The sequence below is a fragment of the Phyllobacterium sp. RCAM01083 genome, from assembly GCF_055685835.1.
On sequence record NZ_JBVFZN010000003.1, the window covers coordinates 467,796 to 491,839 of the forward strand.

Below are 24,044 nucleotides of genomic sequence, written 5' to 3' on the forward strand. Positions count from 1 at the left end.
CTTCAGTGCCCCCAGAATCCGTAGACAACGAGTGCCACGAACAGGGTGACAAACGCGGCAAAGGCGATATGCAATTTCACCAGAACGCTCTTGGTCCCCGATATTCTGGCCTGCAACGGCCGCGTCTTTTCCGGACGGGACCGCAGCCGCATCCGCGCCAGCATGTCGTCCAGAGCCTTGCACCCATCCAGTTCATCCTCATGCGAGGCGATGAAGCGAAACAGAGCGGCATCAAACAGGAGGTAGCCGGTAAGCAACAGGGTGATGAGCCCGCCCATCATCATCAGGGGCCACAGGCCGGCAAGCACAGCGCCGCCCTTGTCGGCGATGAGCGACGTTGCCACCATAAGAACGCAGGTCAGGACCCCATAGGTCACTGCACGATGTCGCAAACGATGAGCAAACTCAGCAGCATCTTCCTCCATGGCAATTCCTTCCTCCGGCCCTGAACGCATGGCATTCTATGGCCAATCGGGAGCGGCCACAATCGGAGCCTTGATCGATCGGTCCGGCATGCAAGATGGCTCGGCCCCGGCCTCCCGCAGCTTCCATTGCTTCTGGAAAACATGCCTGACGGCGCCCGTCACGGTTGTGCAACATATCTTTCTGCACTAGGCCCTACCCAGCGATCCGATCAATTTTGAGGGAAATGCCACTCTTCCCATGCTGGCGCCCAATTTCTGCAGCACCACAGGGAGCAACAAGGCCGACAGGCCCTATCGTTCAGGCCACTTGCCTGAGCGGACGTCAAGAAGAAGAAAAGGAAAATAACAAAATGCCAGGATTCCGTTTTGCCATTGCGGCTGTGATGACCGTGTTCATGGCCTTCTCGATCTCCGCCTGTTCGGACAACGAGGCCACCCAGCGCAAGGCATTCATCGACTTTCTGCAGACGCGCATTGTCGACAAGAAGGGCGTGAGCGTCCCGCAATTGACCACGGAAGAAACCAAGTCTCTTGGCAGCTATGCAGCACAATACAAGATCATTACCGATTTTCATGCGGCGATGAACGAAAAGATCAGCAAACCCATGGAAGCCCTTGCTGCCAAAGGCGCAATCACCTCCATCGACGATGCCATGAACCGCAAGGATGACATCAAGGCCGCCTATGCCGGCCTCAGCACGCTGCGCACAACCATGGATGAAGAACAGAGCGTCGCCGACAAGGCCCATGCGGCGCTGAAGCAGCCGGAAGACCTCAAGCCCGTCTTTGACAAGGCCTATGAAAAGACCGTGAGCAATCTCGCCAACACCTACAAGGAAATCTTTCCGGCCACGAGCGAGACCTTTGACATCCTCCTGAAGGTTGTCGATTTCGTCGATCAGAACAAGGACAAGATCACCATCTCCGGCTCGATGTTCGAAGTGTCGGATCCCACCATCCAGGCACAGTTGAACATCCTGCTCGATCAGGTCAACGCCAAGGGGCAGGCAATGTCCGACGCGCAGCGGAAAATGCGCGCGGCCATCTACGGAAACTAGCCGACCCGGCCTCGCGCGGCGACGGGGGCAATGTCGACGACCGCGTCGCCTGATATCAGCACCACGCTGTCGAAGAGATTGGAGACCACGCAGGCGTGATTGGGAATGATCCGGACCCGGTCACCGATCTGCGGCTTGGATTTACACGCCGACACGTCGATCGTCCCGTGCTCCTCGCTGAGTGAGGTGATCACCGCATCGGGAAATTCGACAATCCGCCCGAACCCTTCCATGCCGAACGTATCGCTCGACAGCGATTTTGACCCGGCATCGATGACCGCGCGATTGTCCGTCGGGCGGCTGACCACGGTTGCCAGAACGGTGAGGGCGCAATCGTCCCAGGTGCCGGCATTCTTTGCCACCTGAAACCGGTCCATATAGATATACGTGCCGGGCCGATGTTCGGTGGCCGCCGTCACCTCGTGAGCCCGCCACATATCGGGCGAACCGCCGTTGGAGATGATGCGCGGATCAAGTCCTGCATCGGCCGCTTTCTGCTTTGCCGTTGCCAGCCATGCCTGGTTCTCCAGCACGCCACCTGCTTTCGGATAGGTCATGAAACCGGCGAAGCGAAGACCGTCGGCGGCGTCGATCACCTTCGCCAGCGCAACCGCGTCATCGGGTGTCTGCACGCCGCAGCGGCCCATGCCCGTATCGCATTCCACCAGAACCTCGAGCGGCTTCGCCGAACCGGCAAAGGCCGCGGCAAGACCGCTGACGGTTGCGGCGCTGTCCGCCGTCACCGCAAGCGTGATGCGTCCGTGCAGGACAACGAGCCGGTCGAGCTTGGCTTTGCCGATGATATTGTAGGGAATGAAAATGTCGGTCAAACCGGCGTCGGCCATCACTTCAGCCTCGCCCAGCTTCTGGCACGTGATGCCGACAGCGCCAAGTTCCACCTGCCGTTTGGCAAAACGCGGCAGCTTGTGCGTCTTGATATGCGGGCGCACGCGCAGCCCATGCGCATCGGCATAGGCCTGGAAGCGTTGCAGGTTGGCATCGGCCCGATCCACATCGATCAGAACGGCAGGCGTATCAAGGTCGGACAGTTTCAATTCTCAGTCTCCAAGCGGAAGGTTGGGTGCATCGCTCTTTTGCATGCCCTGAAGATTCTTGATCCGGCGCATGCGTTCCACTGCGGGCGCGCCGATTTTTTCCGCCACGCTCATGGCCAGCATATCGGTGAGGGCAAGCAGGGCATAGCGGGCAGGTGAGGGCCGGTAGACATTCGTGCCTTCTTCGATGTGAAAAGGCAAGACCAGTTGCGCCGCGGCCGCCAAGGACGACTTGGCCGCCGTGAACGCAATTGTCTTTGCCCCGTAGCGCCCGGCAATGGTCACCGCGTCGATGACCGGCTTGACTTCGCCGGACAGGGAATAGGCGACGATGACCGTATCCCTGTTGCTGGTAGCAGCGGTCATCTGCTGCATTTCGCCATCGATATGGGAGGAGGCCGGAAGACCCAACCGGAACAACCGGTTTTCGAGCTCGGTCGCGGCCATAGACGAGGCACCGCCCGACCCGTAGGCACGAACCATACCGGCACCGGCAACGATAGCCGCAGCGCGGTCGAGACTTGCCCGGTCGATGAGATTGGTCACCGTTTCAATCGCACTGACGGCACTGGTTGCTATGATGGACGGAATGCCATGGCTCGCCGAACCATCGGCGGCATTGACCGAGATGAACCGCCCGGCAACCGCCAGCGACTGGGCAAGCCCCACCTTGAAATCACGGGTGCCTTCGAAGCCGAGCGAGCGGCAGAAACGGGTAATCGTCGGCTCGCTGACCCCGGCCTTTTCCGCCAGCTTTTCGATGGACGCATGGGTGGCAAAATCCGCATCAGCCAGAACGGCGGCCGCCACCCTTTGATCGGAGCGCTGGCCATTCTCGGCGATCTCACGCAACCGGGCAACAATGTCAAAAAGCGGCGAAGCCATGTCAGATCCGGTTTCCGGTTTTCCCGTCGAAGACGTGCACCTTGCCGGGATCAACCGTCAACATCATCTGGCTGCCCGGTTCCGGCGCAATGCGGTCACGGAACACCGCGCGCACATCCACGCCGGCAATCGTGCCGAAAAGATGCGTTTCCGAGCCGGTCGGCTCGATCACGGCAACTTTATAAGGGAAACCCTGACCGCTAGCCGCCAGGCGGTAATGTTCCGGACGGATGCCCACCTCAATCGGCTGACCGGAAGCGGCCGTCGTATCGCCAACCGGGATCGCGAAACCATCCGATGTCCGCATGCGTACCATCCCGTCACCCCGCTCCAGCGTACCGGGAATGAAGCTCATGGCGGGCGAGCCAAGGAAACCGGCGACGAATTTGTTGGCGGGCTGGTCATAGAGTTCGAGCGGCGAGCCGATCTGTTCGATGCGGCCGCCATTCATCACCACGATCCGGTCCGCCATGGTCATGGCCTCGATCTGGTCGTGCGTCACATAGACGATGGTTGTCTTGAGCTGCTGATGCAGCGCCTTGATTTCCGTGCGCATCTGCACGCGCAGCTTGGCATCCAGATTGGACAGCGGTTCATCGAACAGGAACAGGTCGGGTTCCCGCACGATGGTCCGGCCCATGGCAACGCGCTGGCGCTGGCCGCCCGAAAGCTGGCGCGGCAGGCGGTCGAGATAGTTGTGCAGGTTGAGCGTTTCCGCTGCCTTGTTCACCTTGGCATCGATAACAGTTCCGGCTTCCCGCCGGATTTTCGGGCCAAAGCCGATATTCTTGCGCGTCGTCATATGCGGGAACAGCGCATAGCTCTGGAAGACCATCGAAATATTGCGCTGCTGCGGCGCGAGGCCATTGGTCAGGCGATCGCCGATCCATAGCTCTCCCGAAGAAATATCGTCGAGACCGGCAATCATGCGCAGAAGCGTGGACTTGCCGCAGCCGGAAGGGCCGATGAGAACGAGGAACTCGCCGTCACGCACCTCAAGATCGATGCCATGCAGAACGCTCATGGCTCCGTAGGATTTGACGAGTTGTTTGATCTGAAGTCCGGCCATGTCAGTCTTCTCCCGCAAGAACGTCGTTGATGAAGCGCAGATTGCCTGACGTCAACCCGGCATCCACGGCCAGCGCCGTGCCTGTTATTCCAGATGCCGCCGAGGAAGCCAGAAACAGGGCGGCATGTGCCACTTCTTCCGGTGTCACCATGCGCCCGAGCGGATAGTGCGGCAAGACTTTCGCCAGGAGTTCCGGCTGACTGGCGAGGCGATGATCCCATGCGGGTGTGCGCACCGAACCGGGGCAGACCGCATTGGCACGGATGCCGTACCGTCCACGCTCCACGGCCAGCGCCTTCACATAGGAGATAAGCCCGGCCTTGGCAGCCGAATAGGCCGGGTTGCCGAAATGCGAGAGGCCATTGACCGAGGATATGAACACCACATTGCCGACGCCGCGTCTGGCCATGGCATCGACGACCGGCGCCGTCACATGAAAGGCACCATTCAGGTTGACCGCAATCTCGCGATCCCAGACGTCGCCATCCACCTGATCCAGTGTTTCGCCGCGGGTGAAGCCGGCATTGTTGACCAGCACGTCAGGCGCACCGTTTTCGCCGATGAAATCACCGACGGCCTTTGCGATGCCGGCGCGGTCCGTGAGTTCAAAAACAAGACGATGGGCGAGAGGCAGGTTTTCCAATGCCGCATCCGTCCTGTCGGCGCCCGAGACGACGGCCCCCGCAGCCGTGAAGGCTGCAATCAATGCCTGGCCGATACCGCCTCCGGCACCGGTGATCAGCACCTGCCTGCCTTTTAGTCCATAAAAATCATGCAAATTGGGTGAGGTCATTGCGCGTTCATCTGTTCCCGTATCATTGGCCCGCTTCTGCGGACATTCTCTCGCGGATTCTACCGCCTGTTGCCCAGCTAATGGCGATGCGTGAAAAAAAGCAACATAAAAATACATCAAACCGATGCAAAATTCGCTTGCATGAAATTAAATTACATTTGAAGATAGAGAGGCTGGTTGGAAGAAGCGGCTTGCGGGAGGCGAAGGAGCCTACCCGCCGAAGACGGTTCGCGGACACAAACAAACGCCGTGTGACTGCGGCGATAACAAGGGGAATGACAATGACGTTCAAACAGAAACTATGCCTTCTTGCCGGAGCAAGCATCGTTGCCTTCAGCAGCAGCGCCTTTGCCGCAAGCACCGTGCGTGTCACCATCGCCGAATACAGCAAGGGCACGGGCCCTTACTTCCAGGAAGCGGCCAAGGCGTTTGAAGCCGCCAATCCCGATGTCAAAATCCAGATCGAGGTCGTGCCGTGGGACAGCCTGCAGCAGAAGCTGACCACCGATATCTCGGCTGGCGCCAATGCCGATCTTTCCATCATCGGCACACGCTGGCTGCTCGACTATGTGTCGGAAGGCATCGTTGCGCCGCTTGACGAGCACATCAAACCGGACTTCAAGGCCCGCTTCATCGACACGTTCCTGACGCCGTCGGTCATGAACGGCAAGGTCTACGGCCTGCCGGTCGCCGCCTCGGCGCGGGCGATGTACTACAACAAGGATATTTTCGCCAAGGCCGGCATCAGCACGCCGCCCGCGACGTGGGCCGACTTCAAGACCGATGCGGAAAAGATCAAGAAGCTCGGCGGCGAGACCTATGGTTTCGGTCTGCAGGGCAAGGAAATCGAGACGGACGTCTATTTCTACTACGGCATGTGGTCGAATGGCGGCGAAATCGTCAAGGGCGGCAAATCCGGCCTCGATTCAAAGGCGGCCATCGACACCGCCAAGCTTTACAAGAGCTTCATCGATGAGGGCCTGACCCAGCCGGGCGTGACCTCCTATTCGCGTGAAGACGTGCAGAACCTGTTCAAGCAGGGCAAGGTGGCAACGGTCATCACCGCACCGTTCCTCTCGGGCCAGATCAAGACCGAAGCGCCGAAGCTCAACTATGGCGTGGCACCCATCCCGGCAGGTCCGGGCGGCGACAAGGGCACCTATGGTGTGACCGACTCCATTGTTCTGTTCGAGAATTCCAAGAACAAGGAAGCGGCCTGGAAGTTCCTCGATTTCATCTTCACCAAGGAACAGCGCACCAAGTTCGACAAGATCGAAGGCTTCCTGCCGGTCAACGCGGAAGAGGCGAAGGATCCTTATTTCGCTGACAATGCCGATCTGAAGGTCTTCACCTCGCTGCTGCCGAATGCCCGGTTTGCGCCGGTCATTCCGGGCTGGGAGGACATCGCCAAGACAACCTCCAATGCCGTGCAGAAGATCTATCTTGGCCAGGGCGAGGCCGAGGCAACGCTGAAGGAAGCGGCTGCCAAGATCAACGCGACGCTGAAATAAGCCGGCCGCGGGAGAGTGGGCCAGCCGCTCTCCCGCCCCGTCCTTCAGAGGCCATATTCTCCGGTCCCATATTCTCCGGTCAAGGAACGCACGCTTATGCAACGGGCAACGGCCCCCTATTTTCTTATCCTGCCCAGCTTCATTCTGGCAGCCGCCATCATCCTCTGGCCGCTGAAGGAGATCGTCTCGCTGTCGCTGCACGACGTGAACCGTTTCGGCATGCTGCGCGAGTTCGTCGGGCTTGAGCATTTCCGCGTGCTGTTCGCCGATCCGGATTTCATCGCCGCAACCTGGCGCACGCTGGTCTGGACCGTTTGCGTCGTGCTCGGCACGCTGATCGTATCGGTCCCCATCGCGCTGATCCTCAACGAGGATTTCTATGGGCGCGGCATCGCCCGCATCCTCATCATGCTGCCCTGGGCGATCTCGCTGACCATGACCGCCGTGGTCTGGCGCTGGGCTCTCAACGGCGAAAGCGGCATGCTGAATTCGGCGCTGCGTGATCTTGGCCTGATCGGCAGCAATATCCAGTGGCTGGCCGAGGCGTCCACCGCCTTTCCGATGCAGATCCTGATCGGCATCCTCGTGTCAGTGCCGTTTACGGTGACCATTTTCCTCGGCGGCCTGTCCTCGGTTCCCGATGATCTCTATGAGGCGGCGGCCACGGAAGGGGCAGGGCGCTGGGACCAGTTCCGCCTGATCACGCTTCCCCTGTTGCGGCCCTTCATCAACATCGCGTTCGTGCTCAACACGATCTACGTCTTCAACTCCTTCCCGATCATCTGGGTGACCACACAGGGCGGGCCTGCCAATTCGACCCATATTCTCGTGACCTATCTCTACGAGCTCGGCTTCCGCCTGGGGCGCCTGGGCGAGGCAGCGGCGATCTCGCTGATCATGTTCGCCATCCTTCTGGTCTTCACGCTCATCTATGTGCGGCTGGCCATGCGCGAGGAGAAGGCATGATGAACAGCAAGCTCAAGCGCTCCCTCCTGTTCTGGCTGTTCCTGTCGCCGATCGTCGTGGTGATCCTCTTTCCCTATGTCGTCATGACGATCACCTCGCTCAAATCGGCAACGGAAGTGCTCAACCCCACCTGGTGGCCGGAAGAGCTGCACTGGCAGAACTTTTCGGAGATGTGGCAGACCTCCGGCATTGCGTCGGCGCTCGCCAATTCGCTCTACGTATCGACGCTGTCGACCCTGCTGACCATCGTCGTCTCCATTCCCGCCGCCTATGCCCTCAGCCGCTACCAGTTTGCCGGCCGCAACGCCTACCGGCAATTTCTGCTCGTCTCGCAGATGCTGTCGCCCATCGTGCTGGTCATCGGCCTGTTCCGGCTCGTGGCCAATGCCGGGATGATCGACAACCTGAACGTGCTCGTCATCATCTACACCGGCTTCAACATCGCCTTCTGCGTGTGGATGCTGCAGAGCTATTTCTCCACCATCCCGCGCGATCTCGAAGAAGCCGCATGGATGGAAGGGGCAAACCGTTGGCGCACGCTGCGCAGCGTCTTCCTGCCGCTCGCCGTCCCGGCAATGGTCGTCACCGCCATCTTCACCTTCATCAATGCCTGGAACGAGTTCGTCATCGCGCTCACCATGCTGCGCAAGGAAGAGAACTATACCCTGCCGATCCGCGTGCTGTCGCTTGTCGCCGGCCGCTACACGGTCGACTGGCACTACGTCATGGCTGCGGCATTTGTGGCATCCGTTCCGGTCGCCATTCTCTTTGCGTGGCTGCAGCGCTATCTGGTGCGCGGGCTTTCCATCGGCGCCGTCAAATAACCAAGCACAGGAATTGAACATCATGACAAAACAGCATTTCGGATCATCGCATGTGCCGCTGTCACCGGCCGTCCGCGCCGGGGATTTCATCTACATTTCCGGCCAGGTCCCGGTCGGCGCCGACGGCATCGTCATCACAGGCGGCATCGAGGCACAGACAAAGCAGGTGATGGAGAATATCAGGACAGCGCTGGCGCTGGCCGGTGCGGATCTGTCCGATGTGGTGAAGACTTTCGTCATTCTCGAAGATGCGCGCGAATTCGCCGCCTTCAACAAGACCTACGCGACCTATTTCCCGCAGAACCCGCCGGCCCGCACCACGATTGAATCGCGCCTGATGATCGACATCAAGATCGAAATCGAAGCCATTGCCTACAAGCCCCTCTGATACATAAAGAACAGGCATTTCCATGCGCATCTTCACCGCCTCCTTCGCGACGGAAACCAATACGTTTTCGCCGGTTCCAACCGACCGCGCCAGTTTTGAAATGGCCTTCTATGCGGGTCCCGGCGAACACCCGGACACACCGACGCTGTGCTCGGCGCCCATGGTGGTTCTGCGCCGCCGTGCACGGGAGGAGGGCTTTGAACTCATCGAGGGCACCGCGACCTGGGCCGAACCCGGCGGGCTTTTGCAGCAGCGGGCCTACGAGGAACTGCGCGACGAAATTCTCGGCCAGCTGCAAGCGGCCTTGCCTGTCGACGCGGTCATTCTTGGCCTGCACGGGGCCATGGTCGCCCAGGGCTATGATGATTGCGAAGGTGATCTGCTCGAGCGCATCCGCGCGATTGTCGGCCCTGACGTGCTCATTGCATCGGAACTTGATCCGCACAGCCATCTGACACGCAAACGCGTGGAAAATTCCAACATTCTCGCCGCCTTCCTTGAATTCCCGCATACGGATTTCTACGAGCGCGGCGAACACGTCGTCGATCTCGCGCTGCGCACGCTGCGCGGCGAGATCAAGCCGGTCATCTCCACCTTCGATTGTCGCATGATCGGTGTTTTCCCGACCAGCCGCGAACCGATGCGTTCCTTCGTCGACCGTATTCAAGCCTTGCAGGGCAAGAACAACATTCTCTCCATCTCGCTGATCCATGGCTTCATGGCGGGCGACGTGCCGGAACTCGGCACACAGGTCATGGTCGTCACCGACAATGATGCACCGCGTGGCGAGGCATTGGCTGAATCCCTCGGCATGGAAATTTTCGGCATGCGCGGCCGCACCGCCATGCCGATGCTCGATACGGAAGCCGGGCTCGATAAAGCTGTGGCTCTTGCTGGGCAGAAGACCGGAAAGCCGGTGGTTGTCGCCGATGTCTGGGACAATCCGGGCGGCGGTGTTGCCGGTGACGGCACGCTGATCCTGCGCCGCATCATCGAACGCGGCATCGATAACGTGGCGGTGGCAACGATCTGGGATCCGATTGCCGTCACGTTCTGTCTGGCAGCCGGCGAGGGCGCACGGATTCAGCTACGCTTCGGCGGCAAGGCTGGCCCCGATGGCGGCGCACCGCTGGATGCCCGGGTAGAAGTCGTGAAGGCCGTGCAGGAAGGCTGGCAGAGTTTTGGCAAAAGCCGGGTCACCCTTGGACCGGCCGCCGTCATTCGTCTCGAAGGCACGGATATCGAGGTCATCCTCAATACCAATCGCACCCAGACATTCGAGCCTGACATTTTTTCCAATCTTGGCATCGAACCCGCTGCCAAAGATATCCTGCTGGTCAAGTCGACCAACCATTTCCATGCGGGTTTCGAGCCGGTCGCAGCCGAGATCATCTATATCGATGCGGGCGCGCCCTATCCGTCGAACCCGAAGAAGACCGATTACCGGAAATTGTCCCGCGAAATCTGGCCGCGGGTCGACATGCCGTTCTGACCGGCCTGCAACCTGCTGCTACCGGCCCTGCCGGTAGTAGGCTTCCAGCGCCGCCAATCCCGCCTTCAGTTCTTTGGCGCCGCGTTCGCCGAGCCTGGCAAACAGCTCGGTCTCATAGTCGTGCGCCATCGTCGCCAGATGCTGATACGCCTTGCGTCCCGCCGGCGTCAGTTCCAGATGTTCCGTGCGGCGGTCGGCGTCATCGCGCTTGCGCTTGAGCCAATGGCGCTGCTCCAGTGAAAACACCGCCCGGCTAACCTTTGTCTTGTGCATGGATGAATGTGCACCAATGGCCGTCGCCGACAGCGCCCCGAATTGACCAAGCGTTGCCAGCGTGCGCCATTCCGGCCGCGTCAGGCCATATTCATCACGGTACTGGCTGGCAAAGCGCTGGCTGATCGCCTCCGCTGCCTTGTTCAGCCGGTAGGGAATGAAATCCTCCAGCACCAGCGGCGGCATTGCCGCCTCATTCTGTTTCCCGGTCATTTGATCTCCTTTGCCGTTGATAGTTACAAAAAAGATCGTCACAAATGCAACTAAATAGATCGGGAGGATTGATCATGACCCTTCACTACATGCCGGGCTTCGGCAATGACTTTGAAACCGAATCGCTCCCCGGCGCGCTGCCGCAGGGGCAGAACTCGCCGCAGCGCTGTGCCTATGGTCTCTACGCGGAACAGCTGTCCGGCTCCCCCTTCACCGCGCCGCGCGGCATCAATGAACGCTCCTGGCTGTACCGCATCCGGCCGTCGGTCAAACATTCGGGACGTTTCACGCCCGCGTCGCGCAAGGACTGGAAGACTGCGCCGAATCTCGACGATCACGAACTGCCCATCGGCCAGCTGCGCTGGAACCCGACACCCATGCCGCAGGAGCCGGTGAATTTCATCGACGGCATCCGCACCATGACCACGGCCGGCGACGTGCACGGCCAGACCGGCATGGCCGCCCATGTCTATGCGTTCAACCGCGACATGGAGGATGACTACTTCTTCAATGCCGATGGCGAAATGCTGCTGGTGCCGGAAAAGGGCCGCCTGCGGGTATTCACCGAGATGGGCATCATCGAGATCGAGCCCTCGGAAATCTGCATCATCCCGCGCGGCATGGTGTTCAAGGTCGCTGCCCTTGACGGCGAAGCCCGCGGCTATATCTGCGAGAACTACGGGGCGAAATTCGCGCTGCCGGATCGCGGGCCGATCGGCGCCAATTGCCTCGCCAACCCGCGCGATTTCAAGACGCCCGTTGCCGCCTATGAGGACAAGGAAACCCCGTGCCGCCTGCATGTGAAATGGTGCGGCAAGTTCTATCGGACGGATCTCGGCCATTCCCCGCTCGACGTGGTGGCATGGCATGGCAATTACGCGCCGTATAAGTACGACCTGCGCACCTTTTCGCCGGTGGGCGCCATCCTCTTCGACCATCCCGACCCGTCGATCTTTACGGTACTGACCGCGCCATCCGGCGAGGAAGGCACCGCCAATGTGGATTTCGTCATTTTCCCGCCGCGCTGGCTGGTTGCCGAACACAGCTTCCGCCCGCCATGGTACCATCGCAACATCATGTCGGAATTCATGGGATTGGTTTATGGTCAGTACGACGCCAAGGAGGAGGGGTTCGTTCCGGGAGGCATGAGCCTGCACAACATGATGCTGCCGCACGGGCCGGATACGATGGGCTTCAACAAGGCATCGACCGTGCAACTGAAGCCGCACAAGCTGGAGAATACCCTGGCCTTCATGTTCGAAACCCGTTTCCCGCAGCATCTCACGCGGTTTGCGGCGGAACTGGACTCGCTGCAGGACAATTATGCCGATTGCTGGACGGACCTGAAGAAGCGGTTCAACGGCACACCCGAAGGAGACTGGTCCGAATGAAACTTGCATCTTTGAACAATGGAACGCGGGACGGCAGGCTCGTCATCGTGTCCAGGGATTTGACCCGTTTCACCGATGCGTCGTTTCTCACACCCACCCTGCAATCCGCACTCGACAACTGGGCGCGCATTGCACCGCATCTGGAAGCGCTGGCCGAAAGCCTCGAGCATGGGGCCGTTCCTTCCGAGCGCTTTCATGAACATGAGGCGCTGTCGCCATTGCCGCGCGCCTTTCAATGGGCGGATGGATCGGCCTACGTCAACCACGTCGAACTGGTGCGCAAGGCCCGCGGGGCAGAGATGCCCGAGAGCTTCTGGACCGATCCGCTGATCTATCAGGGGGGCTCCGACAGCTTTCTCAGCCCCCGCGCGCCGATCGTCATGGCTGATGAAGCCTATGGCATCGACATGGAAGGCGAAGTGGCTGTCATTGTCGATGATGTGCCTATGGGTGCGACGCCCGATCGGGCACGCAGTGCCATCCGCCTCATCATGCTGGTCAACGATGTCAGCCTGCGCGGGCTGATCCCGGCGGAACTCGCCAAAGGCTTCGGTTTCTTCCAGTCGAAACCGTCTTCGGCTTTCTCGCCGGTTGCTGTCACGCCGGATGAACTGGGCGAGGCGTGGGACGGCGGCAAGGTGCATCTGCCGCTCAGTGTCGACTACAATGGCAAGCCGTTCGGCCGGGCCAATGCAGGCCTCGACATGACCTTCGATTTCCCGGTTCTGATTGCCCACGCGGCCAAAACCCGCCCGCTGTCGGCGGGTACGATCATCGGTTCCGGCACCGTTTCCAACAAGCTGGATGGCGGACCGGGCAAACCCGTCGCGGAGGGCGGGGCGGGCTATTCCTGCATCGCGGAAATCCGCATGATCGAGACGATCAATCACGGTGCCCCGAAGACGGCATTCATGCAGTTTGGCGACACGGTGCGCATTGAAATGAAAGACAATGCCGGCCATTCCGTTTTCGGCGCCATCGAGCAGCAGGTGACACGCTATCAAACGGACGCTGAGTGATGAACGGGCTCGTCCTCTTTGATTATTGGCGCTCGTCGGCAAGCTACCGGGTGCGGATTGCCCTGCAAAGCCTCAAGCTGAACTATGAAACCGTTCCGGTTAATCTGCTGAAGGGCGAGCACAAACAACCGGACAATCTGAGCCGCAACCCGCAAGGCCTCGTTCCGACGCTGGCCATGGACGGCAGGATGATGACACAGTCTCTGGCCATCATCGAATATCTCGATGAGATTTACCCCGATGCGGCGTTTCTGCCGCCCGATCCGGCAGGCAGGCAACGCGTGCGGGCGCTGTCCTATGCCATTGCCATGGATATTCACCCGGTCTGCAATATGGGTGTGACCGCGCATGTCATGGATATCACCGGGGGCGGCGATGCAGCGCGCGGCGCCTGGATGCAGAAGTTCATCGCGCAAGGACTGGAAGCCTTCGAACGGCTCCTCGACAATCCGGATACCGGCAAGTTCTGCCATGGCGACAAGCCGGGCATGGCCGATTTCTGTCTTGTGCCGCAGGTCTACAATGCCCGCCGCTGGGGCGCTGATATCTCGGGGTTGAAACGGGTCAATGCCATCTCCAGTCGCTGCGAAAAACTCAAGGCCTTCGTGGCAGCACATCCGGATAAAGCCAAGCCTGACGTATAGACATTGTTGACACATCAAGCGGAACTCGTCATTGTATCGACAATGATGATACAAGGAGTTGACTATGCGTGTAACCGTGAAGAAATGGGGGAACAGTGCTTCGGTGCGCATCCCGGCCGCTGTCATGGTTGCGGCGCGGCTGCAACTCGACACGGTGGTTGATGTGCGTGAAGAAGATGGCCTGATCATCATCGAGCCGGTCCGTCAGGCCGAATATGACCTGGATCAGCTGATCGAGGGCGTCACATCCGAGAACATGCATTCCGAGGCCGACTTTGGCACTGCCGTCGGCAAGGAATCCTTTTGATGCCGGCCTACGTACCCGATGCCGGCGACATCGTGTGGCTGCATTTCAATCCTCAGGCTGGTCATGAACAGGCCGGACATCGTCCCGCCGTCGTGCTCAGCCCTGCCAGTTATAACGGCAAGACCGGGCTCATGCTGTGCTGCCCCATGACCACGCAGATCAAGGGGTATCCGTTCGAAGTGCTGATCGCAGGTGACCGTCCAGGCGTGGTCCTCGCCGATCAGGTTAAGAGTCTCGACTGGCGCGTTCGGCGCGCAATGCACAAGGGTAGCGTGTCGGCAGCAGAACTTGCCGAAATCCGTAGCAAGGCCGCCGCGCTGATCGGCAAGCGTTAGAGGCAACGCCTTATTCGGCTTCTACACGGCCTTCCGGCCAGATGCGAGCGACGTCGATTTTCAGAGCGGCGATCCCGTCAAAAGCATCCTCCATGCTCATGTTCAGAACATCAGCAGCATGGTGCAATTCCTTGCCATCCTGGAGCCGGTTTACAACCCATCCAAGTTTGCGTTCGATGTCCTGACCATAGGCCTTTGTGGTCTTTTGGACAGCTGCATCGGGAATAGATCCATAACGTCGAACCAACATTCCAAGGTCGATCGCATCACGATATGCAATCGACCGGTCGTGGCAACGATCCGCGTTCGCCAGAAGCTTTTCGGCAAACATGTCCACGACAACAAGCGTGGGGATGCCGATCTGCTCATCGAAATGGCCCTGCACATCGATGCGCGCCTCGCGGATAATTTCAAACTTGATGGTCTGACCATGCAACAGCAAGGCAGCCCGCAGGCCATACTGGTCAATCTTGAAGCTGCGCAAGGATTCAACCGGTTCCGGGAAAAACGCCCGAATTCCCTTCTCCACTGCCGCTGAACGCAGCTCACGGTATCCATCCGCATCGGAGCAGAGAAAATCGACATCAAGCGATTGCCTGTATTCGCCAAGCTTGAGAACGATTGCCGTGCCACCACCAAACCAGCAATGATTGGCAAACAGGAACGCATGATCCATCAGCCCGAGCGCTTCAATGATGACGCGATGTTCCTGCCTCTTGAGTTCCCGCATGACTTTCCGATCACATTTTTCAGTCCTGCACTATGCAGGAACCGCTATGGATGGAAAAGTCAGGAAATCAGCAATACACCATTACCGAAAACCCGCGTCAGCTCCCGAATGAGTTTGGCTTCACGGGTGGTCAGGTGCTCGGCATCAACAAAGCGCCAGTTGCGCTCATAAAGTTCAAACGCTTCTTCGGCGGGGATTGGACGTGCAGCGTCCCTGTTCCACGCGAGCAATTTCAGCTCGGGGAAATCAGCGGGAACAATAGGGGCTACAAAAGCTGCAGTCATCATGCACTCAATATAGTGCACAACGAACCCGATTTATAGCCCGCTCCGTTGTGCGTTATTCCGCAGCAGCGACCTTGATCACGCCACGGCGGATCTGGTCTTCTTCGATCGACTCGAACAGAGCGCGGAAATTGCCCTCGCCAAAGCCTTCATCGCCCTTGCGCTGGATGAACTCGAAGAAGATCGGGCCGATGACGGTCTTGGAGAAGATCTGCAGCAGGATTTTTGTCATGCCGCCGTCGATCACGCCTTCGCCGTCGATGAGAATGCCGTGCTTCTTCATCCGCTCGATCGGTTCATCGTGGCCATGCACACGCTCATGCGACATGTCGTAATAGGTCTCGGGCGGGCCGGGCATGAATTTGAGCCCATTGTCCGCGAGCTTGTCCGTCGCGTCGTAGATGGTTTCCGTCCCGACGGCGATGTGCTGGATGCCTTCGCCCTTGTACTTGCGCAGATATTCCTCGATCTGGCTCTTGTCATCCGTCGATTCGTTCAACGGAATGCGGATCTTGCCGCAGGGGGAGGTGATGGCACGGGAAACGAGGCCCGTCAGCTTGCCGGCGATGTCGAAGAAGTGAATCTGCTTGAAGCCGAACAGTTCCCGGTAGAACGCCCACCACTTGTCCATGTTGCCGCGATAGACATTATGGGTCAGGTGATCGAGATAATAGAAACCGACACCTTCCGGTTTCGGGTCGCGTTCGCCCAGCCACTCGAACTCGTCCTCATAGACCGAGCCTTTCTCGCCATACTTTTCGATAAAATAGAGCATTGATCCGCCGATACCGACAATGGCGGGAACATCGATGGTCTTGTCATCGCCGGTATAGGGTGTCGCCCCCTTGGCAACCGCATGATCGAAGGCATGCTTGGCATCGACCACGCGCCAGGCCATGGATGGCGCACACGGGCCATGCTCACCGACGAATTTCGTCGCATGGGAATTGGGTTCAGCATTGAGGATGTAGTTGATGTCGCCCTGACGCCACAACGTTATGTTCTTGGTGCGATGCCGGGCAACGGGCTTGTAGCCCATGCGGGCGAAGAGCTCTTCCAGCTTTTCCGGCTCCGGATGCGAGAACTCGACAAACTCGAAACCATCCGTCCCGGCAGGATTTTCCTTGCTGATCGTGGCGACCGGTGCGTCGTGCGGAAATGGGCCCATGGCATCCTCCTCTGATTATCCGCATTATCGCGCAAATGACATGCAAAGTGTTTGCATTTCAGCGCTCCGCGGAGGCATAATGCGCACATTTCGTGCATATAACCATCAAGGAGAGCATGAATGGAGCAACTTGACGCGTTTGACCGCAAAATACTGTCTTCCTTGCAGGAGGATGGACGACTCACGAACAACGAGCTTTCCGAGCGGATCAACCTGTCCGCCTCGCAATGCTCGCGCCGCCGCTCCCGGCTGGAGGAGGAGGGATTCATTCGCGGCTACAGGGCGGAAATCGATCGCGAAAAACTGGGTCTCGGCATCGTCAACATCATCTCGGTCACACTTGCGACCCATAACAGGGACAACGCCCGCCGCTTTTCCGACCTCATTTCAAAGCTGCCGGAAGTCATGGAGGCCCATGCGCTGACGGGAGAGATGGATTATTTCATCAAGGTGGTCACACCGGATTTGCGGGCACTCTCGGCCTTCGTCAACGACGTGCTGCTGCCGCACGAGTCCGTACAGAACGTCAAGACCGCCATCGTGCTGGACACATTGAAGGAAGATGGCCGGCTGCCGATTTGAATGGAGAACTGACAGAATTGCTATTTGCTGAGGACTGAGGCAACCACACGCCTGACATCATCCAGTGTTTCCGTTGCAACCTGTCCCAGCTTGTCCGCATGAGCCGCTTCAATAGTCGCAATCTTGAGCGGCCGGATGACGGAGGCGACCGGAAGACCAGTTTCCGCATGACGGGGAATGGAAACATCTCCCACCCAGGATTTATTTTCAGCACTGGTAATCATCAGCACCCAAAGAAGGTTGGCATCTTCACCCACGGCACCATCCGAGATGACGAGCGCAGGCCGGTGCTGGCGCGTGTTGCGGTCCGTGTATGGAAACGGTACGCGGACGATATCGCCGGATTTAAAGGTCTGCATAGGCTTTTCTGTCGGCAGGGCTGTCCCACTCCACGAATGTTGCAAAGGGATCATCGCCTTGAGTACCGGCTTCCACTCGCATGAGGATGACCCGCCCCTCTTCAATCCGATAGGCAATTTCATCGCCTGGATTCAGTTTCAGCGCCACGCGCACAGCTTGCGGTATGGTCGTCTGAGCTTTACTCGTCATTTTGCTGGTGATCATGGGTTACTCCTTCGCATGGCCCATATGTAAGGAATTTCCTTACCAACTGCAAGAATAGCCGTGCGGATATCTCATGGATACAGCGTCTTGCGCAGCATGGGGTAAACCCTGGCATGGCCGAGCATATAGGCCTTGAGGCTATTGCTGTCGAACAGGCCATGGAAGGCCCGGCCGAGAATATTGAGCCCGCCGGTATAGGCGCCGAAGGCGGGCATGATCATGCGGGTATGGTCGGTGACGAAACAGCGCCGCTGCACCGACTGGCCGCGCCTTACCACCTTTGCCGCCGGATGCAGATGCCCGGCGATTTCACCGCGCGATGCGGTTTTTGAAGGCTCGTGGCGGAACACCAGCGCCCCGAAAGCCAGTTCGGCGTAGGTCTCGCCGGGAAGATCAGCCGGATGCTCCGGATCGTGATTGCCCGTGATCCAGATCCAGTCGCGGCCATGCATCAATGTCGCCAGCTGCTCGGCATAGATGGCGGGCAGGCGCGCGGCGGCATCGCCATCGTGAAAACTGTCGCCGAGGCTGATGACACAGGCCGGTTGATAGCGGGTAATGCTCGCCGCCAGTGCCTTCAATGTGGAGGCGGTATCATAGGGCGGCAGCATCATGCCGCGCCGGGCGAAGGACGAGCCCTTTTCGAAATGCAGGTCCGAGACGATCAGGATGCGATCGGCCTCCAGATAAAGCGCGCCGGATGGATCGCATAGGGCGGTATGGCCAGCAATATCGGTCTCGACCGCGCCGTGCAGCATTGTCCGTGTCGTGTGAACCGCCAGATTCATGTCCGTTCCATCATCTCGCGGGTCAGTTCGTCGGCAATCTCTTCGAGCAGCGTTTCGTGGGCTTCGCCCGGAACACGCTCCTTGCCGATTTCCATCATCACGGGAACGGCGAGCGGCGATATCCGGTCGAGCTCCTTGTGGATGATGTGACCCTTGATTCGTGCCAGCATATCGGCAAGGCGGCGGATGTCGAGCAGTCCGGTGGCCGCATCGGCGCGCGTGGCCTGGATGAGAATGTGGTCGGGTTGATGCGTGCGCAGGACGTCATAGATGAGATCGGTGGAGACGGTTACCTGTCGTCCGGTCTTTTCCTGTCCCGGATGCCGCTTCTCGACAAGGCCGGAGATCAGCGCGCAATTGCGGAACGTACGCTTCAGCATCCAGCTTTCCGACAGCCATGCCTCGAGATCGTCGCCCAGCATGTCTTCGTCGAAAAATTCGGAAAGCGGCAGTTCACCCTTCCGGAACATACGGCCCATGTCGCGCAGGCCCCAGATCGACAGCGCGTAATCCGTGGCGACAAAGCCGAGGGGCCGCGCCTTGGCCCGTTCGAGCCGCCGCGTCAGCAGCATGCCAAGGGTCTGATGCGCCAGCCGCCCTTCAAAGGGATAGATCACCATGTAATAGCGTTCACCGCGCGGGAAGGTTTCGACCAGCAGGCTGCCGGGATCAGGCAGCACCGATTTCTCCTTCTGGATTCGCAGCCAGTCGCTGACCTGATCGGGCAGGGCACCCCAGCGATCCGGATCGGCCAGCATGGCGCGCACCTGATCGGCGAGATAGGTGGTCAGCGGGAATTTTCCACCGGCATAGGCAGGGATTTTGGCGTCGAACCCTTCCGCATTGGAAACAAGGCATTCGTTCTCGCGAATGCCTTCAAAACGCAGCACGCGCCCGGAGAAGAAGAATGTATCGCCCGGCGACAGGGCTTCGAGAAACGACTCTTCCACTTTCCCGAGCACCGGGCCGCCACGCGCATTGCCACCCTTGCCGCGCTGGCGGGTGAGCCGCACATTGAGGCTGGGCGCTTCGATGATGGTGCCGACATTCAGCCGGTATTGCTGGGCAATGCGTGGATGCGTCACGCGCCATGTCCCATCGGCGGTCTGGCGGATTTTGGCAAAGCGTTCATAGCTTTTCAGGGCATAACCGCCGGTGGCGACGAAATCGACGATCCGGTGAAACGTTTCACGCAGCAAGCCCGCATAGGGCAGCGCCGTCGTAATCTCCTCGAAAAGTGCATCCGCATGAAACGGTTCAGCGCAGGCCATACCGAGGACATGCTGGGCCAGCACATCCAGCGAACCCTCGCCGAGCGGCGGCGTATCCTGGGCACCGAGATAGTTGGCATCGAGCGCCGCCTGGCATTCCATCACCTCGAACCGGTTGGCCGGAACAAGGATCGCACGCGAAGGCTCGTCCATGCGGTGGTTGGAACGGCCGATGCGCTGCGCCAGCCGGCTCGCCCCCTTCGGCGCGCCCACATGGATGACAAGATCGACGTCGCCCCAATCGATGCCCAGATCAAGCGTCGATGTGGCAACGACCGCACGTAGCGCATTGCTGGCCATCGCCTGCTCGACCTTGCGCCGCTTGCTGACATCAAGCGAGCCGTGATGCAGGGCAATCGGCAGATTGTCATCATTGGCCATCCACAGATCGTGGAACAGGCGCTCCGCCTGGCTGCGGGTGTTGACGAAAATGAGGGTGGTCTGGTGCCGTTTGATCGCCTCGTAAATGCCCGGCAGGGCATAAACGGCGGAGTGGCCGGCCCAGGGAATGCGGTCGGATGTTTCAAGAATGGTGATATGCGGTTTGGCACCGCCTTCGACCTTGACAAGACTGGCCATGGGCCTGCCTTCCAATTGCGGCAGCAACCAGCGCCGCAGAGCATCCGGATCGGCAACGGTTGCGGAAAGCCCGATGGTCTGCACGCCGGGCTGCAACTTGCGTAGCCGCGCCAGTCCCAGCGACAGCAGGTGTCCGCGCTTGGACGTCACCAGCGAATGCAGCTCGTCAAAGATGACATAGCGCAAATCCGCGAAAAACCGCCCGGCATCCCTGTTGGCAATCAAAAGGGCCAATTGCTCCGGTGTGGTCAGGAGGATATCCGGCGGAACAAGCTTCTGGCGTTGCCGCTTGTAGGCGGGAGTATCGCCGGTGCGGGTTTCAATGGTGATATCAAGCCCGATCTCCTCGATGGGACGGGCAAGGTTGCGCTCGATATCGACGGCCAGCGCCTTGAGCGGCGAGATGTAGAGCGTGTGAATGCCACGGCTGACATTGTTGCTTTTGCCGCGTGTCGCCAGATCGACCAGCGCCGGCAAAAAACCAGCCAGCGTCTTGCCCGCACCTGTCGGCGCGATCAGCAGGGTCGAACGGCCGGCTTGTGCTTCCTCCAGCAATTCCAGCTGATGCGCGCGCGGCGACCATCCCTTGGCCTGAAACCAGTCCAGGAAAGGTTTTGGCAGGAGAGAACTGCCTTCGATAAAAAGGGGCTTTGTCTTGGTGCTCACAAGAGCGAATGTAATGGCGTGCAAGGAAAGCGCCAAGTTTTCTTTCGTGGTTTTCGGCATTTGCGTGGAGCCGAATGCTGCCTATCTTCGTTGGTGCAGAAAGGTGGAAGAACAATGCTGACCCGTCCGGAGGCACTTTTGCGATCAACGCCAGCGGGTCTCTATTCCCCGGCTGGGGATTTCCATATCGATCCCGTCAGTCCGGTGGTGCGCGCCCTGATCACCCATGGCCATGCCGACCACGCCAGACCCGGCCACCAGCATGTCATGGCGACGCAGCAGACACTCGACATCATGGGGATACGCTATGGCGACAATTTTGCCGGAACGACCCAGGCGGCAGAGCTCGGAACCGTCAGCGACATCAATGGCGTCAAGGTCAGCTTTCACCCGGCGGGTCACGTTCTGGGATCAGCACAGATTGCCGTCGAGAAGGATGGCATGCGCATCGTCTGTTCGGGTGACTACAAGAGGGCGGCGGATCCCACCTGCATCGGGTTTGAACCCGTTCCCTGCGACGTGTTCATAACCGAGGCGACCTTCGCCCTGCCGGTGTTCCGGCATCCCAATGCCAGGGACGAAATCGCCAAGCTGATAAAATCCATCGAACAGTTTCCGGAACGCTCGCATCTTGTCGGCGCCTATGCGCTGGGCAAGGCGCAGCGGGTCATCCGCATGCTGCGCGATGCCGGCTATGACAGGACGATCTACATCCATGGTGCCCTGACAAAACTCTGCGACTATTACCAGTCGCAGGGCATCGATCTTGGCCCCCTGTCCCCGGCGACGTTGGAAACAGGTGCGCCACAGGATTTTGCCGGCAGTGTCGTTGTCGGACCGCCTTCCTCCTTTCAGGACCGCTGGGCCCGGCGCTTTCCCGATCCTGTTTCATGCTTTGCCTCGGGCTGGATGCGCATCCGCCAGCGCGCGCGCCAGCAGGGCGTGGAACTGCCGATCATCCTGTCCGATCACTGCGATTGGGATGAGCTGACCGGGACGATCAGGGAACTGGCCCCATCGCAGATCTGGGTGACCCACGGCCGCGAGGAGGCGCTTGTCCGATGGTGTGATCTCAACGGGTTTGCCGCACGGCCGCTGCATCTCGTCGGCTATGAAGACGAGGGGGACTGATGCGGGAATTTGCAGCCCTTCTCGACAGGTTGGTGCTTACGCCGCAGCGCAACGGCAAGATCAGGCTGCTTGTCGATTATTTCCGGCAGACACCGGACCCCGCCCGCGGCCTTGCCCTTGCCGCCATCACGCGGGATCTCGACATCGCCAATGTCAAACCCGCCATGCTGCGCGCGCTCGTCGCCGAGCGTATGGACGAACAGCTCTTTGCCTATTCCTATGACTATGTCGGCGATCTCGCCGAAACGATTTCCCTGGTCTGGTCAGCCAAGGAGCCATCACGTGTCAACGCCATTCCCACCCTTGGCGACGTCGTTGCCTCGCTCGCGCGCGCCTCGCGCAGCGACGCCATCAGGCTCGTGGAGAAATGGCTCGACCAGCTGGACGCCTCCGCCCGCTACGCCCTGCTGAAGCTGGTGACCGGCGGCCTGCGCATCGGCGTTTCGGCACGACTGGCCAAGCAGGCACTTGCGGATTTCGGCGCAGTGGATGTCGGCGAGATCGAGGAGCTCTGGCACGGGCTGAAGCCGCCCTATCAATCCTTGTTCGCCTGGCTGGAAGGCAAGACGGAAAAGCCTGCGAGCCTTGCCGCCGCGCCGTTTCGGCCTGTCATGCTTTCAACACCGCTCGAAGAGCCGGATTACGCCAGGATCGTCGCGGAAGATTATGCGGCGGAGTGGAAGTGGGACGGCATCCGCGTGCAGTTGACGGCTGAAGCCGGCCAGCGGCGCATCTATTCGCGGACGGGTGACGACATCTCCCACGCTTTTCCCGATATTGCCGATGCCATGCATTTCGCGGGAACGCTGGATGGCGAACTTCTCGTTGCCCGCAGCACGGCCGAAAGCGTCGAAATCGGCGCCTTCGGTGATCTGCAGCAGCGGCTCAACCGGAAAGCGGTCTCGGCCAAACAGATGGAAAGTCATCCGGCATTCGTGCGGCTGTATGATCTGCTGATTGACGGCGACGAAGACATCCGGGCTTTGCCTTTTGCTGAACGGAGGCAAAGACTTGAGCGCTTTGTCTCCGATCTCGATTCCACACGTTTCGATCTGTCGCCTCTCGTGCCGTATTCCACCTTCGAAGACCTTGTCGCAATGCGCCGGAACCCGCCGCACCCCGTTATCGAAGGGCTGATGCTGAAACAGTGGGATTCCACCTACGTGCCCGGACGCCCGAAGGGACCGTGGTTCAAGTGGAAACGCGATCCCTTCACCATCGATGCCGTGCTTGTCTATGCCCAGCGCGGTCATGGCAAACGGTCAAGCTTCTATTCGGATTATACATTTGCCGTGTGGACCGGCCCGGAAGACGACCCGCATCTGGTGCCGGTGGGCAAGGCCTATTTCGGCTTTACCGACGAAGAGTTGAAACAGCTCGATGCCTATGTGCGCAACAACACCACCGAACGCTTCGGGCCGGTGCGTTCCGTGCGGGCGGAGCCGGGTCATGGCCTTGTGCTTGAAGTGGCCTTCGAAGGATTGAACCGGTCGAAACGGCACAAATCCGGCGTCGCCATGCGCTTTCCCCGCATCGCCCGCCTGCGCTGGGACAAACCGCCGATCGAGGCGGACAGGCTGGAAACACTGGAAGCTTTGCTGCGTGATTCCGATGCCACCGATTGACACGATGG

Annotated in this window: 27 protein-coding genes; 14 read left to right on the forward strand and 13 right to left on the reverse strand. The window is 59.6% G+C overall.

From position 1 onward, the window contains the following. Positions 1-2: 2 nt before the first annotated feature. Entirely contained in the window at positions 3-425 is a 423-nt protein-coding gene (locus ACZ25R_RS03705; protein ID WP_464664741.1) for a hypothetical protein, read from the reverse strand. Positions 426-775: 350 nt separating this feature from the next. Here ACZ25R_RS03705 and ACZ25R_RS03710 point away from each other — a divergent pair, with 350 nt between their 5' ends. Continuing rightward, positions 776-1,483 (forward strand): DUF3053 family protein, encoded by a 708-nt coding sequence (locus ACZ25R_RS03710; protein ID WP_472460082.1) that lies wholly within the window; start codon positions 776-778, stop codon positions 1,481-1,483. Here ACZ25R_RS03710 and ACZ25R_RS03715 read toward each other — a convergent pair. From ACZ25R_RS03715 to ACZ25R_RS03730, 4 genes are read right to left on the reverse strand one after another with little or no spacing between them, the layout of a single operon-like run. Beyond that, a complete protein-coding gene (locus tag ACZ25R_RS03715) occupies positions 1,480-2,538 on the reverse strand; it encodes a D-TA family PLP-dependent enzyme (RefSeq protein WP_472460083.1) in 1,059 nt (352 codons plus the stop codon). The genes ACZ25R_RS03710 and ACZ25R_RS03715 overlap by 4 nt on opposite strands. 3 nt (positions 2,539-2,541) lie before the next feature. After that, complete coding sequence (locus tag ACZ25R_RS03720) at positions 2,542-3,423, reverse strand: MurR/RpiR family transcriptional regulator (protein ID WP_346306186.1); 882 nt, start codon at positions 3,421-3,423, stop codon at positions 2,542-2,544. Between the two features lies 1 nt (position 3,424). Beyond that, positions 3,425-4,492 (reverse strand): ABC transporter ATP-binding protein, encoded by a 1,068-nt coding sequence (locus tag ACZ25R_RS03725; protein ID WP_472460084.1) that lies wholly within the window; start codon positions 4,490-4,492, stop codon positions 3,425-3,427. A 1-nt stretch (position 4,493) separates the two neighbouring features. Beyond that, positions 4,494-5,285: an SDR family oxidoreductase gene (locus tag ACZ25R_RS03730; RefSeq protein WP_472460085.1), complete on the reverse strand. Its 792-nt coding sequence runs from the start codon at positions 5,283-5,285 to the stop codon at positions 4,494-4,496. 281 nt (positions 5,286-5,566) lie between these two features. On the opposite strand from ACZ25R_RS03730, the gene ACZ25R_RS03735 reads away from it, so the two are divergent. From ACZ25R_RS03735 to ACZ25R_RS03755, 5 genes are all read left to right on the forward strand, one after another. Continuing rightward, entirely contained in the window at positions 5,567-6,796 is a 1,230-nt protein-coding gene (locus ACZ25R_RS03735) for an ABC transporter substrate-binding protein (RefSeq protein WP_472460086.1), read from the forward strand. Positions 6,797-6,892: 96 nt separating this feature from the next. Continuing rightward, positions 6,893-7,762 (forward strand): carbohydrate ABC transporter permease, encoded by an 870-nt coding sequence (locus ACZ25R_RS03740; protein WP_403181708.1) that lies wholly within the window; start codon positions 6,893-6,895, stop codon positions 7,760-7,762. Beyond that, positions 7,759-8,586, forward strand: coding sequence for a carbohydrate ABC transporter permease (locus ACZ25R_RS03745; RefSeq protein ID WP_288192171.1), 828 nt, complete (start codon positions 7,759-7,761; stop codon positions 8,584-8,586). Before ACZ25R_RS03740 ends, ACZ25R_RS03745 begins: the two co-directional genes overlap by 4 nt. Before the next feature lie 19 nt (positions 8,587-8,605). Then, on the forward strand, positions 8,606-8,974 hold the full coding sequence (locus ACZ25R_RS03750) for a RidA family protein (RefSeq protein WP_472460146.1): 369 nt from the start codon (positions 8,606-8,608) through the stop codon (positions 8,972-8,974). A gap of 22 nt (positions 8,975-8,996) precedes the next feature. After that, complete coding sequence (locus ACZ25R_RS03755) at positions 8,997-10,466, forward strand: M81 family metallopeptidase (RefSeq protein ID WP_472460087.1); 1,470 nt, start codon at positions 8,997-8,999, stop codon at positions 10,464-10,466. A gap of 18 nt (positions 10,467-10,484) precedes the next feature. Here the strand turns inward: ACZ25R_RS03755 and ACZ25R_RS03760 are convergent, their stop codons facing one another. After that, a complete protein-coding gene (locus ACZ25R_RS03760; RefSeq protein WP_403181701.1) occupies positions 10,485-10,952 on the reverse strand; it encodes a MarR family winged helix-turn-helix transcriptional regulator in 468 nt (155 codons plus the stop codon). A gap of 74 nt (positions 10,953-11,026) precedes the next feature. On the opposite strand from ACZ25R_RS03760, the gene hmgA reads away from it, so the two are divergent. From hmgA to mazF, 5 genes are all read left to right on the forward strand, one after another. Continuing rightward, a complete protein-coding gene (hmgA, locus tag ACZ25R_RS03765) occupies positions 11,027-12,343 on the forward strand; it encodes a homogentisate 1,2-dioxygenase (RefSeq protein ID WP_472460088.1) in 1,317 nt (438 codons plus the stop codon). Beyond that, positions 12,340-13,362 carry a fumarylacetoacetate hydrolase family protein gene (locus tag ACZ25R_RS03770; RefSeq protein WP_472460089.1) on the forward strand — a complete coding sequence of 341 codons (1,023 nt, stop codon included), beginning with the start codon at positions 12,340-12,342 and terminating at the stop codon, positions 13,360-13,362. The genes hmgA and ACZ25R_RS03770 overlap by 4 nt, the downstream gene beginning before the upstream one ends. Further along, positions 13,362-14,006, forward strand: coding sequence for a maleylacetoacetate isomerase (gene maiA, locus ACZ25R_RS03775; protein ID WP_288194425.1), 645 nt, complete (start codon positions 13,362-13,364; stop codon positions 14,004-14,006). The genes ACZ25R_RS03770 and maiA overlap by 1 nt, the downstream gene beginning before the upstream one ends. A 64-nt stretch (positions 14,007-14,070) precedes the next feature. Then, a complete protein-coding gene (locus ACZ25R_RS03780; RefSeq protein WP_223614623.1) occupies positions 14,071-14,313 on the forward strand; it encodes an AbrB/MazE/SpoVT family DNA-binding domain-containing protein in 243 nt (80 codons plus the stop codon). Then, on the forward strand, positions 14,313-14,648 hold the full coding sequence (gene mazF / locus ACZ25R_RS03785) for an endoribonuclease MazF (protein WP_223614622.1): 336 nt from the start codon (positions 14,313-14,315) through the stop codon (positions 14,646-14,648). Before ACZ25R_RS03780 ends, mazF begins: the two co-directional genes overlap by 1 nt. Before the next feature lie 10 nt (positions 14,649-14,658). Here mazF and ACZ25R_RS03790 read toward each other — a convergent pair whose 3' ends face one another. The 3 genes from ACZ25R_RS03790 to hppD form a co-directional block, all read right to left on the reverse strand. Next, positions 14,659-15,324, reverse strand: coding sequence for a nucleotidyl transferase AbiEii/AbiGii toxin family protein (locus ACZ25R_RS03790; protein ID WP_472460090.1), 666 nt, complete (start codon positions 15,322-15,324; stop codon positions 14,659-14,661). A gap of 113 nt (positions 15,325-15,437) precedes the next feature. Further along, the gene (locus ACZ25R_RS03795) at positions 15,438-15,662 is read right to left on the reverse strand and encodes a hypothetical protein (protein WP_403181678.1); all 225 of its coding nucleotides are present in this window, start codon (positions 15,660-15,662) and stop codon (positions 15,438-15,440) included. A gap of 55 nt (positions 15,663-15,717) precedes the next feature. Beyond that, positions 15,718-16,830: a 4-hydroxyphenylpyruvate dioxygenase gene (gene hppD / locus ACZ25R_RS03800; RefSeq protein WP_472460091.1), complete on the reverse strand. Its 1,113-nt coding sequence runs from the start codon at positions 16,828-16,830 to the stop codon at positions 15,718-15,720. Positions 16,831-16,950: 120 nt separating this feature from the next. Here hppD and ACZ25R_RS03805 point away from each other — a divergent pair, with 120 nt between their 5' ends. After that, positions 16,951-17,412, forward strand: a complete 462-nt coding sequence (locus tag ACZ25R_RS03805) for an Lrp/AsnC family transcriptional regulator (RefSeq protein ID WP_105733708.1) — start codon at positions 16,951-16,953, stop codon at positions 17,410-17,412. A 20-nt stretch (positions 17,413-17,432) separates the two neighbouring features. Here the strand turns inward: ACZ25R_RS03805 and ACZ25R_RS03810 are convergent, their stop codons facing one another. The 4 genes from ACZ25R_RS03810 to ACZ25R_RS03825 all read right to left on the reverse strand — a co-directional run bounded on the left by ACZ25R_RS03810 (position 17,433) and on the right by ACZ25R_RS03825 (position 21,340). Next, a complete protein-coding gene (locus ACZ25R_RS03810; protein ID WP_464664729.1) occupies positions 17,433-17,771 on the reverse strand; it encodes a type II toxin-antitoxin system PemK/MazF family toxin in 339 nt (112 codons plus the stop codon). Next, positions 17,758-17,976: a type II toxin-antitoxin system PrlF family antitoxin gene (locus ACZ25R_RS03815; RefSeq protein WP_346307580.1), complete on the reverse strand. Its 219-nt coding sequence runs from the start codon at positions 17,974-17,976 to the stop codon at positions 17,758-17,760. The genes ACZ25R_RS03810 and ACZ25R_RS03815 overlap by 14 nt, the downstream gene beginning before the upstream one ends. 71 nt (positions 17,977-18,047) lie before the next feature. After that, positions 18,048-18,734: a ligase-associated DNA damage response endonuclease PdeM gene (gene pdeM, locus ACZ25R_RS03820; RefSeq protein WP_472460147.1), complete on the reverse strand. Its 687-nt coding sequence runs from the start codon at positions 18,732-18,734 to the stop codon at positions 18,048-18,050. Positions 18,735-18,760: 26 nt separating this feature from the next. After that, positions 18,761-21,340 (reverse strand): ligase-associated DNA damage response DEXH box helicase, encoded by a 2,580-nt coding sequence (locus ACZ25R_RS03825; protein ID WP_472460092.1) that lies wholly within the window; start codon positions 21,338-21,340, stop codon positions 18,761-18,763. 54 nt (positions 21,341-21,394) lie between these two features. On the opposite strand from ACZ25R_RS03825, the gene ACZ25R_RS03830 reads away from it, so the two are divergent. Further along, positions 21,395-22,411 carry a ligase-associated DNA damage response exonuclease gene (locus ACZ25R_RS03830; RefSeq protein ID WP_472460093.1) on the forward strand — a complete coding sequence of 339 codons (1,017 nt, stop codon included), beginning with the start codon at positions 21,395-21,397 and terminating at the stop codon, positions 22,409-22,411. Next, positions 22,411-24,036 carry a cisplatin damage response ATP-dependent DNA ligase gene (locus ACZ25R_RS03835; RefSeq protein WP_472460094.1) on the forward strand — a complete coding sequence of 542 codons (1,626 nt, stop codon included), beginning with the start codon at positions 22,411-22,413 and terminating at the stop codon, positions 24,034-24,036. Before ACZ25R_RS03830 ends, ACZ25R_RS03835 begins: the two co-directional genes overlap by 1 nt. The last annotated feature ends 8 nt before the right edge of the window (positions 24,037-24,044 follow it).

Coding starts and splice junctions, on each gene's coding strand:
- ACZ25R_RS03755 (WP_472460087.1), top strand. CDS start 8,997: ATGCGCATCTTCACCGCCTCCTTCGCGACGGAAACCAATACGTTTTCG.
- ACZ25R_RS03730 (WP_472460085.1), bottom strand. CDS start 5,285: ATGACCTCACCCAATTTGCATGATTTTTATGGACTAAAAGGCAGGCAG.
- ACZ25R_RS03720 (WP_346306186.1), bottom strand. CDS start 3,423: ATGGCTTCGCCGCTTTTTGACATTGTTGCCCGGTTGCGTGAGATCGCC.
- ACZ25R_RS03805 (WP_105733708.1), top strand. CDS start 16,951: ATGGAGCAACTTGACGCGTTTGACCGCAAAATACTGTCTTCCTTGCAG.
- ACZ25R_RS03815 (WP_346307580.1), bottom strand. CDS start 17,976: ATGATCACCAGCAAAATGACGAGTAAAGCTCAGACGACCATACCGCAA.
- ACZ25R_RS03780 (WP_223614623.1), top strand. CDS start 14,071: ATGCGTGTAACCGTGAAGAAATGGGGGAACAGTGCTTCGGTGCGCATC.
- ACZ25R_RS03825 (WP_472460092.1), bottom strand. CDS start 21,340: ATGCCGAAAACCACGAAAGAAAACTTGGCGCTTTCCTTGCACGCCATT.
- hppD (WP_472460091.1), bottom strand. CDS start 16,830: ATGGGCCCATTTCCGCACGACGCACCGGTCGCCACGATCAGCAAGGAA.
- hmgA (WP_472460088.1), top strand. CDS start 11,027: ATGACCCTTCACTACATGCCGGGCTTCGGCAATGACTTTGAAACCGAA.
- ACZ25R_RS03795 (WP_403181678.1), bottom strand. CDS start 15,662: ATGACTGCAGCTTTTGTAGCCCCTATTGTTCCCGCTGATTTCCCCGAG.
- ACZ25R_RS03770 (WP_472460089.1), top strand. CDS start 12,340: ATGAAACTTGCATCTTTGAACAATGGAACGCGGGACGGCAGGCTCGTC.
- maiA (WP_288194425.1), top strand. CDS start 13,362: ATGAACGGGCTCGTCCTCTTTGATTATTGGCGCTCGTCGGCAAGCTAC.
- ACZ25R_RS03745 (WP_288192171.1), top strand. CDS start 7,759: ATGATGAACAGCAAGCTCAAGCGCTCCCTCCTGTTCTGGCTGTTCCTG.
- ACZ25R_RS03830 (WP_472460093.1), top strand. CDS start 21,395: ATGCTGACCCGTCCGGAGGCACTTTTGCGATCAACGCCAGCGGGTCTC.
- mazF (WP_223614622.1), top strand. CDS start 14,313: ATGCCGGCCTACGTACCCGATGCCGGCGACATCGTGTGGCTGCATTTC.
- ACZ25R_RS03790 (WP_472460090.1), bottom strand. CDS start 15,324: ATGGATCATGCGTTCCTGTTTGCCAATCATTGCTGGTTTGGTGGTGGC.
- ACZ25R_RS03710 (WP_472460082.1), top strand. CDS start 776: ATGCCAGGATTCCGTTTTGCCATTGCGGCTGTGATGACCGTGTTCATG.
- ACZ25R_RS03835 (WP_472460094.1), top strand. CDS start 22,411: ATGCGGGAATTTGCAGCCCTTCTCGACAGGTTGGTGCTTACGCCGCAG.
- ACZ25R_RS03735 (WP_472460086.1), top strand. CDS start 5,567: ATGACGTTCAAACAGAAACTATGCCTTCTTGCCGGAGCAAGCATCGTT.
- ACZ25R_RS03705 (WP_464664741.1), bottom strand. CDS start 425: ATGGAGGAAGATGCTGCTGAGTTTGCTCATCGTTTGCGACATCGTGCA.
- ACZ25R_RS03725 (WP_472460084.1), bottom strand. CDS start 4,492: ATGGCCGGACTTCAGATCAAACAACTCGTCAAATCCTACGGAGCCATG.
- ACZ25R_RS03810 (WP_464664729.1), bottom strand. CDS start 17,771: ATGCAGACCTTTAAATCCGGCGATATCGTCCGCGTACCGTTTCCATAC.
- ACZ25R_RS03760 (WP_403181701.1), bottom strand. CDS start 10,952: ATGACCGGGAAACAGAATGAGGCGGCAATGCCGCCGCTGGTGCTGGAG.
- pdeM (WP_472460147.1), bottom strand. CDS start 18,734: ATGCTGCACGGCGCGGTCGAGACCGATATTGCTGGCCATACCGCCCTA.
- ACZ25R_RS03740 (WP_403181708.1), top strand. CDS start 6,893: ATGCAACGGGCAACGGCCCCCTATTTTCTTATCCTGCCCAGCTTCATT.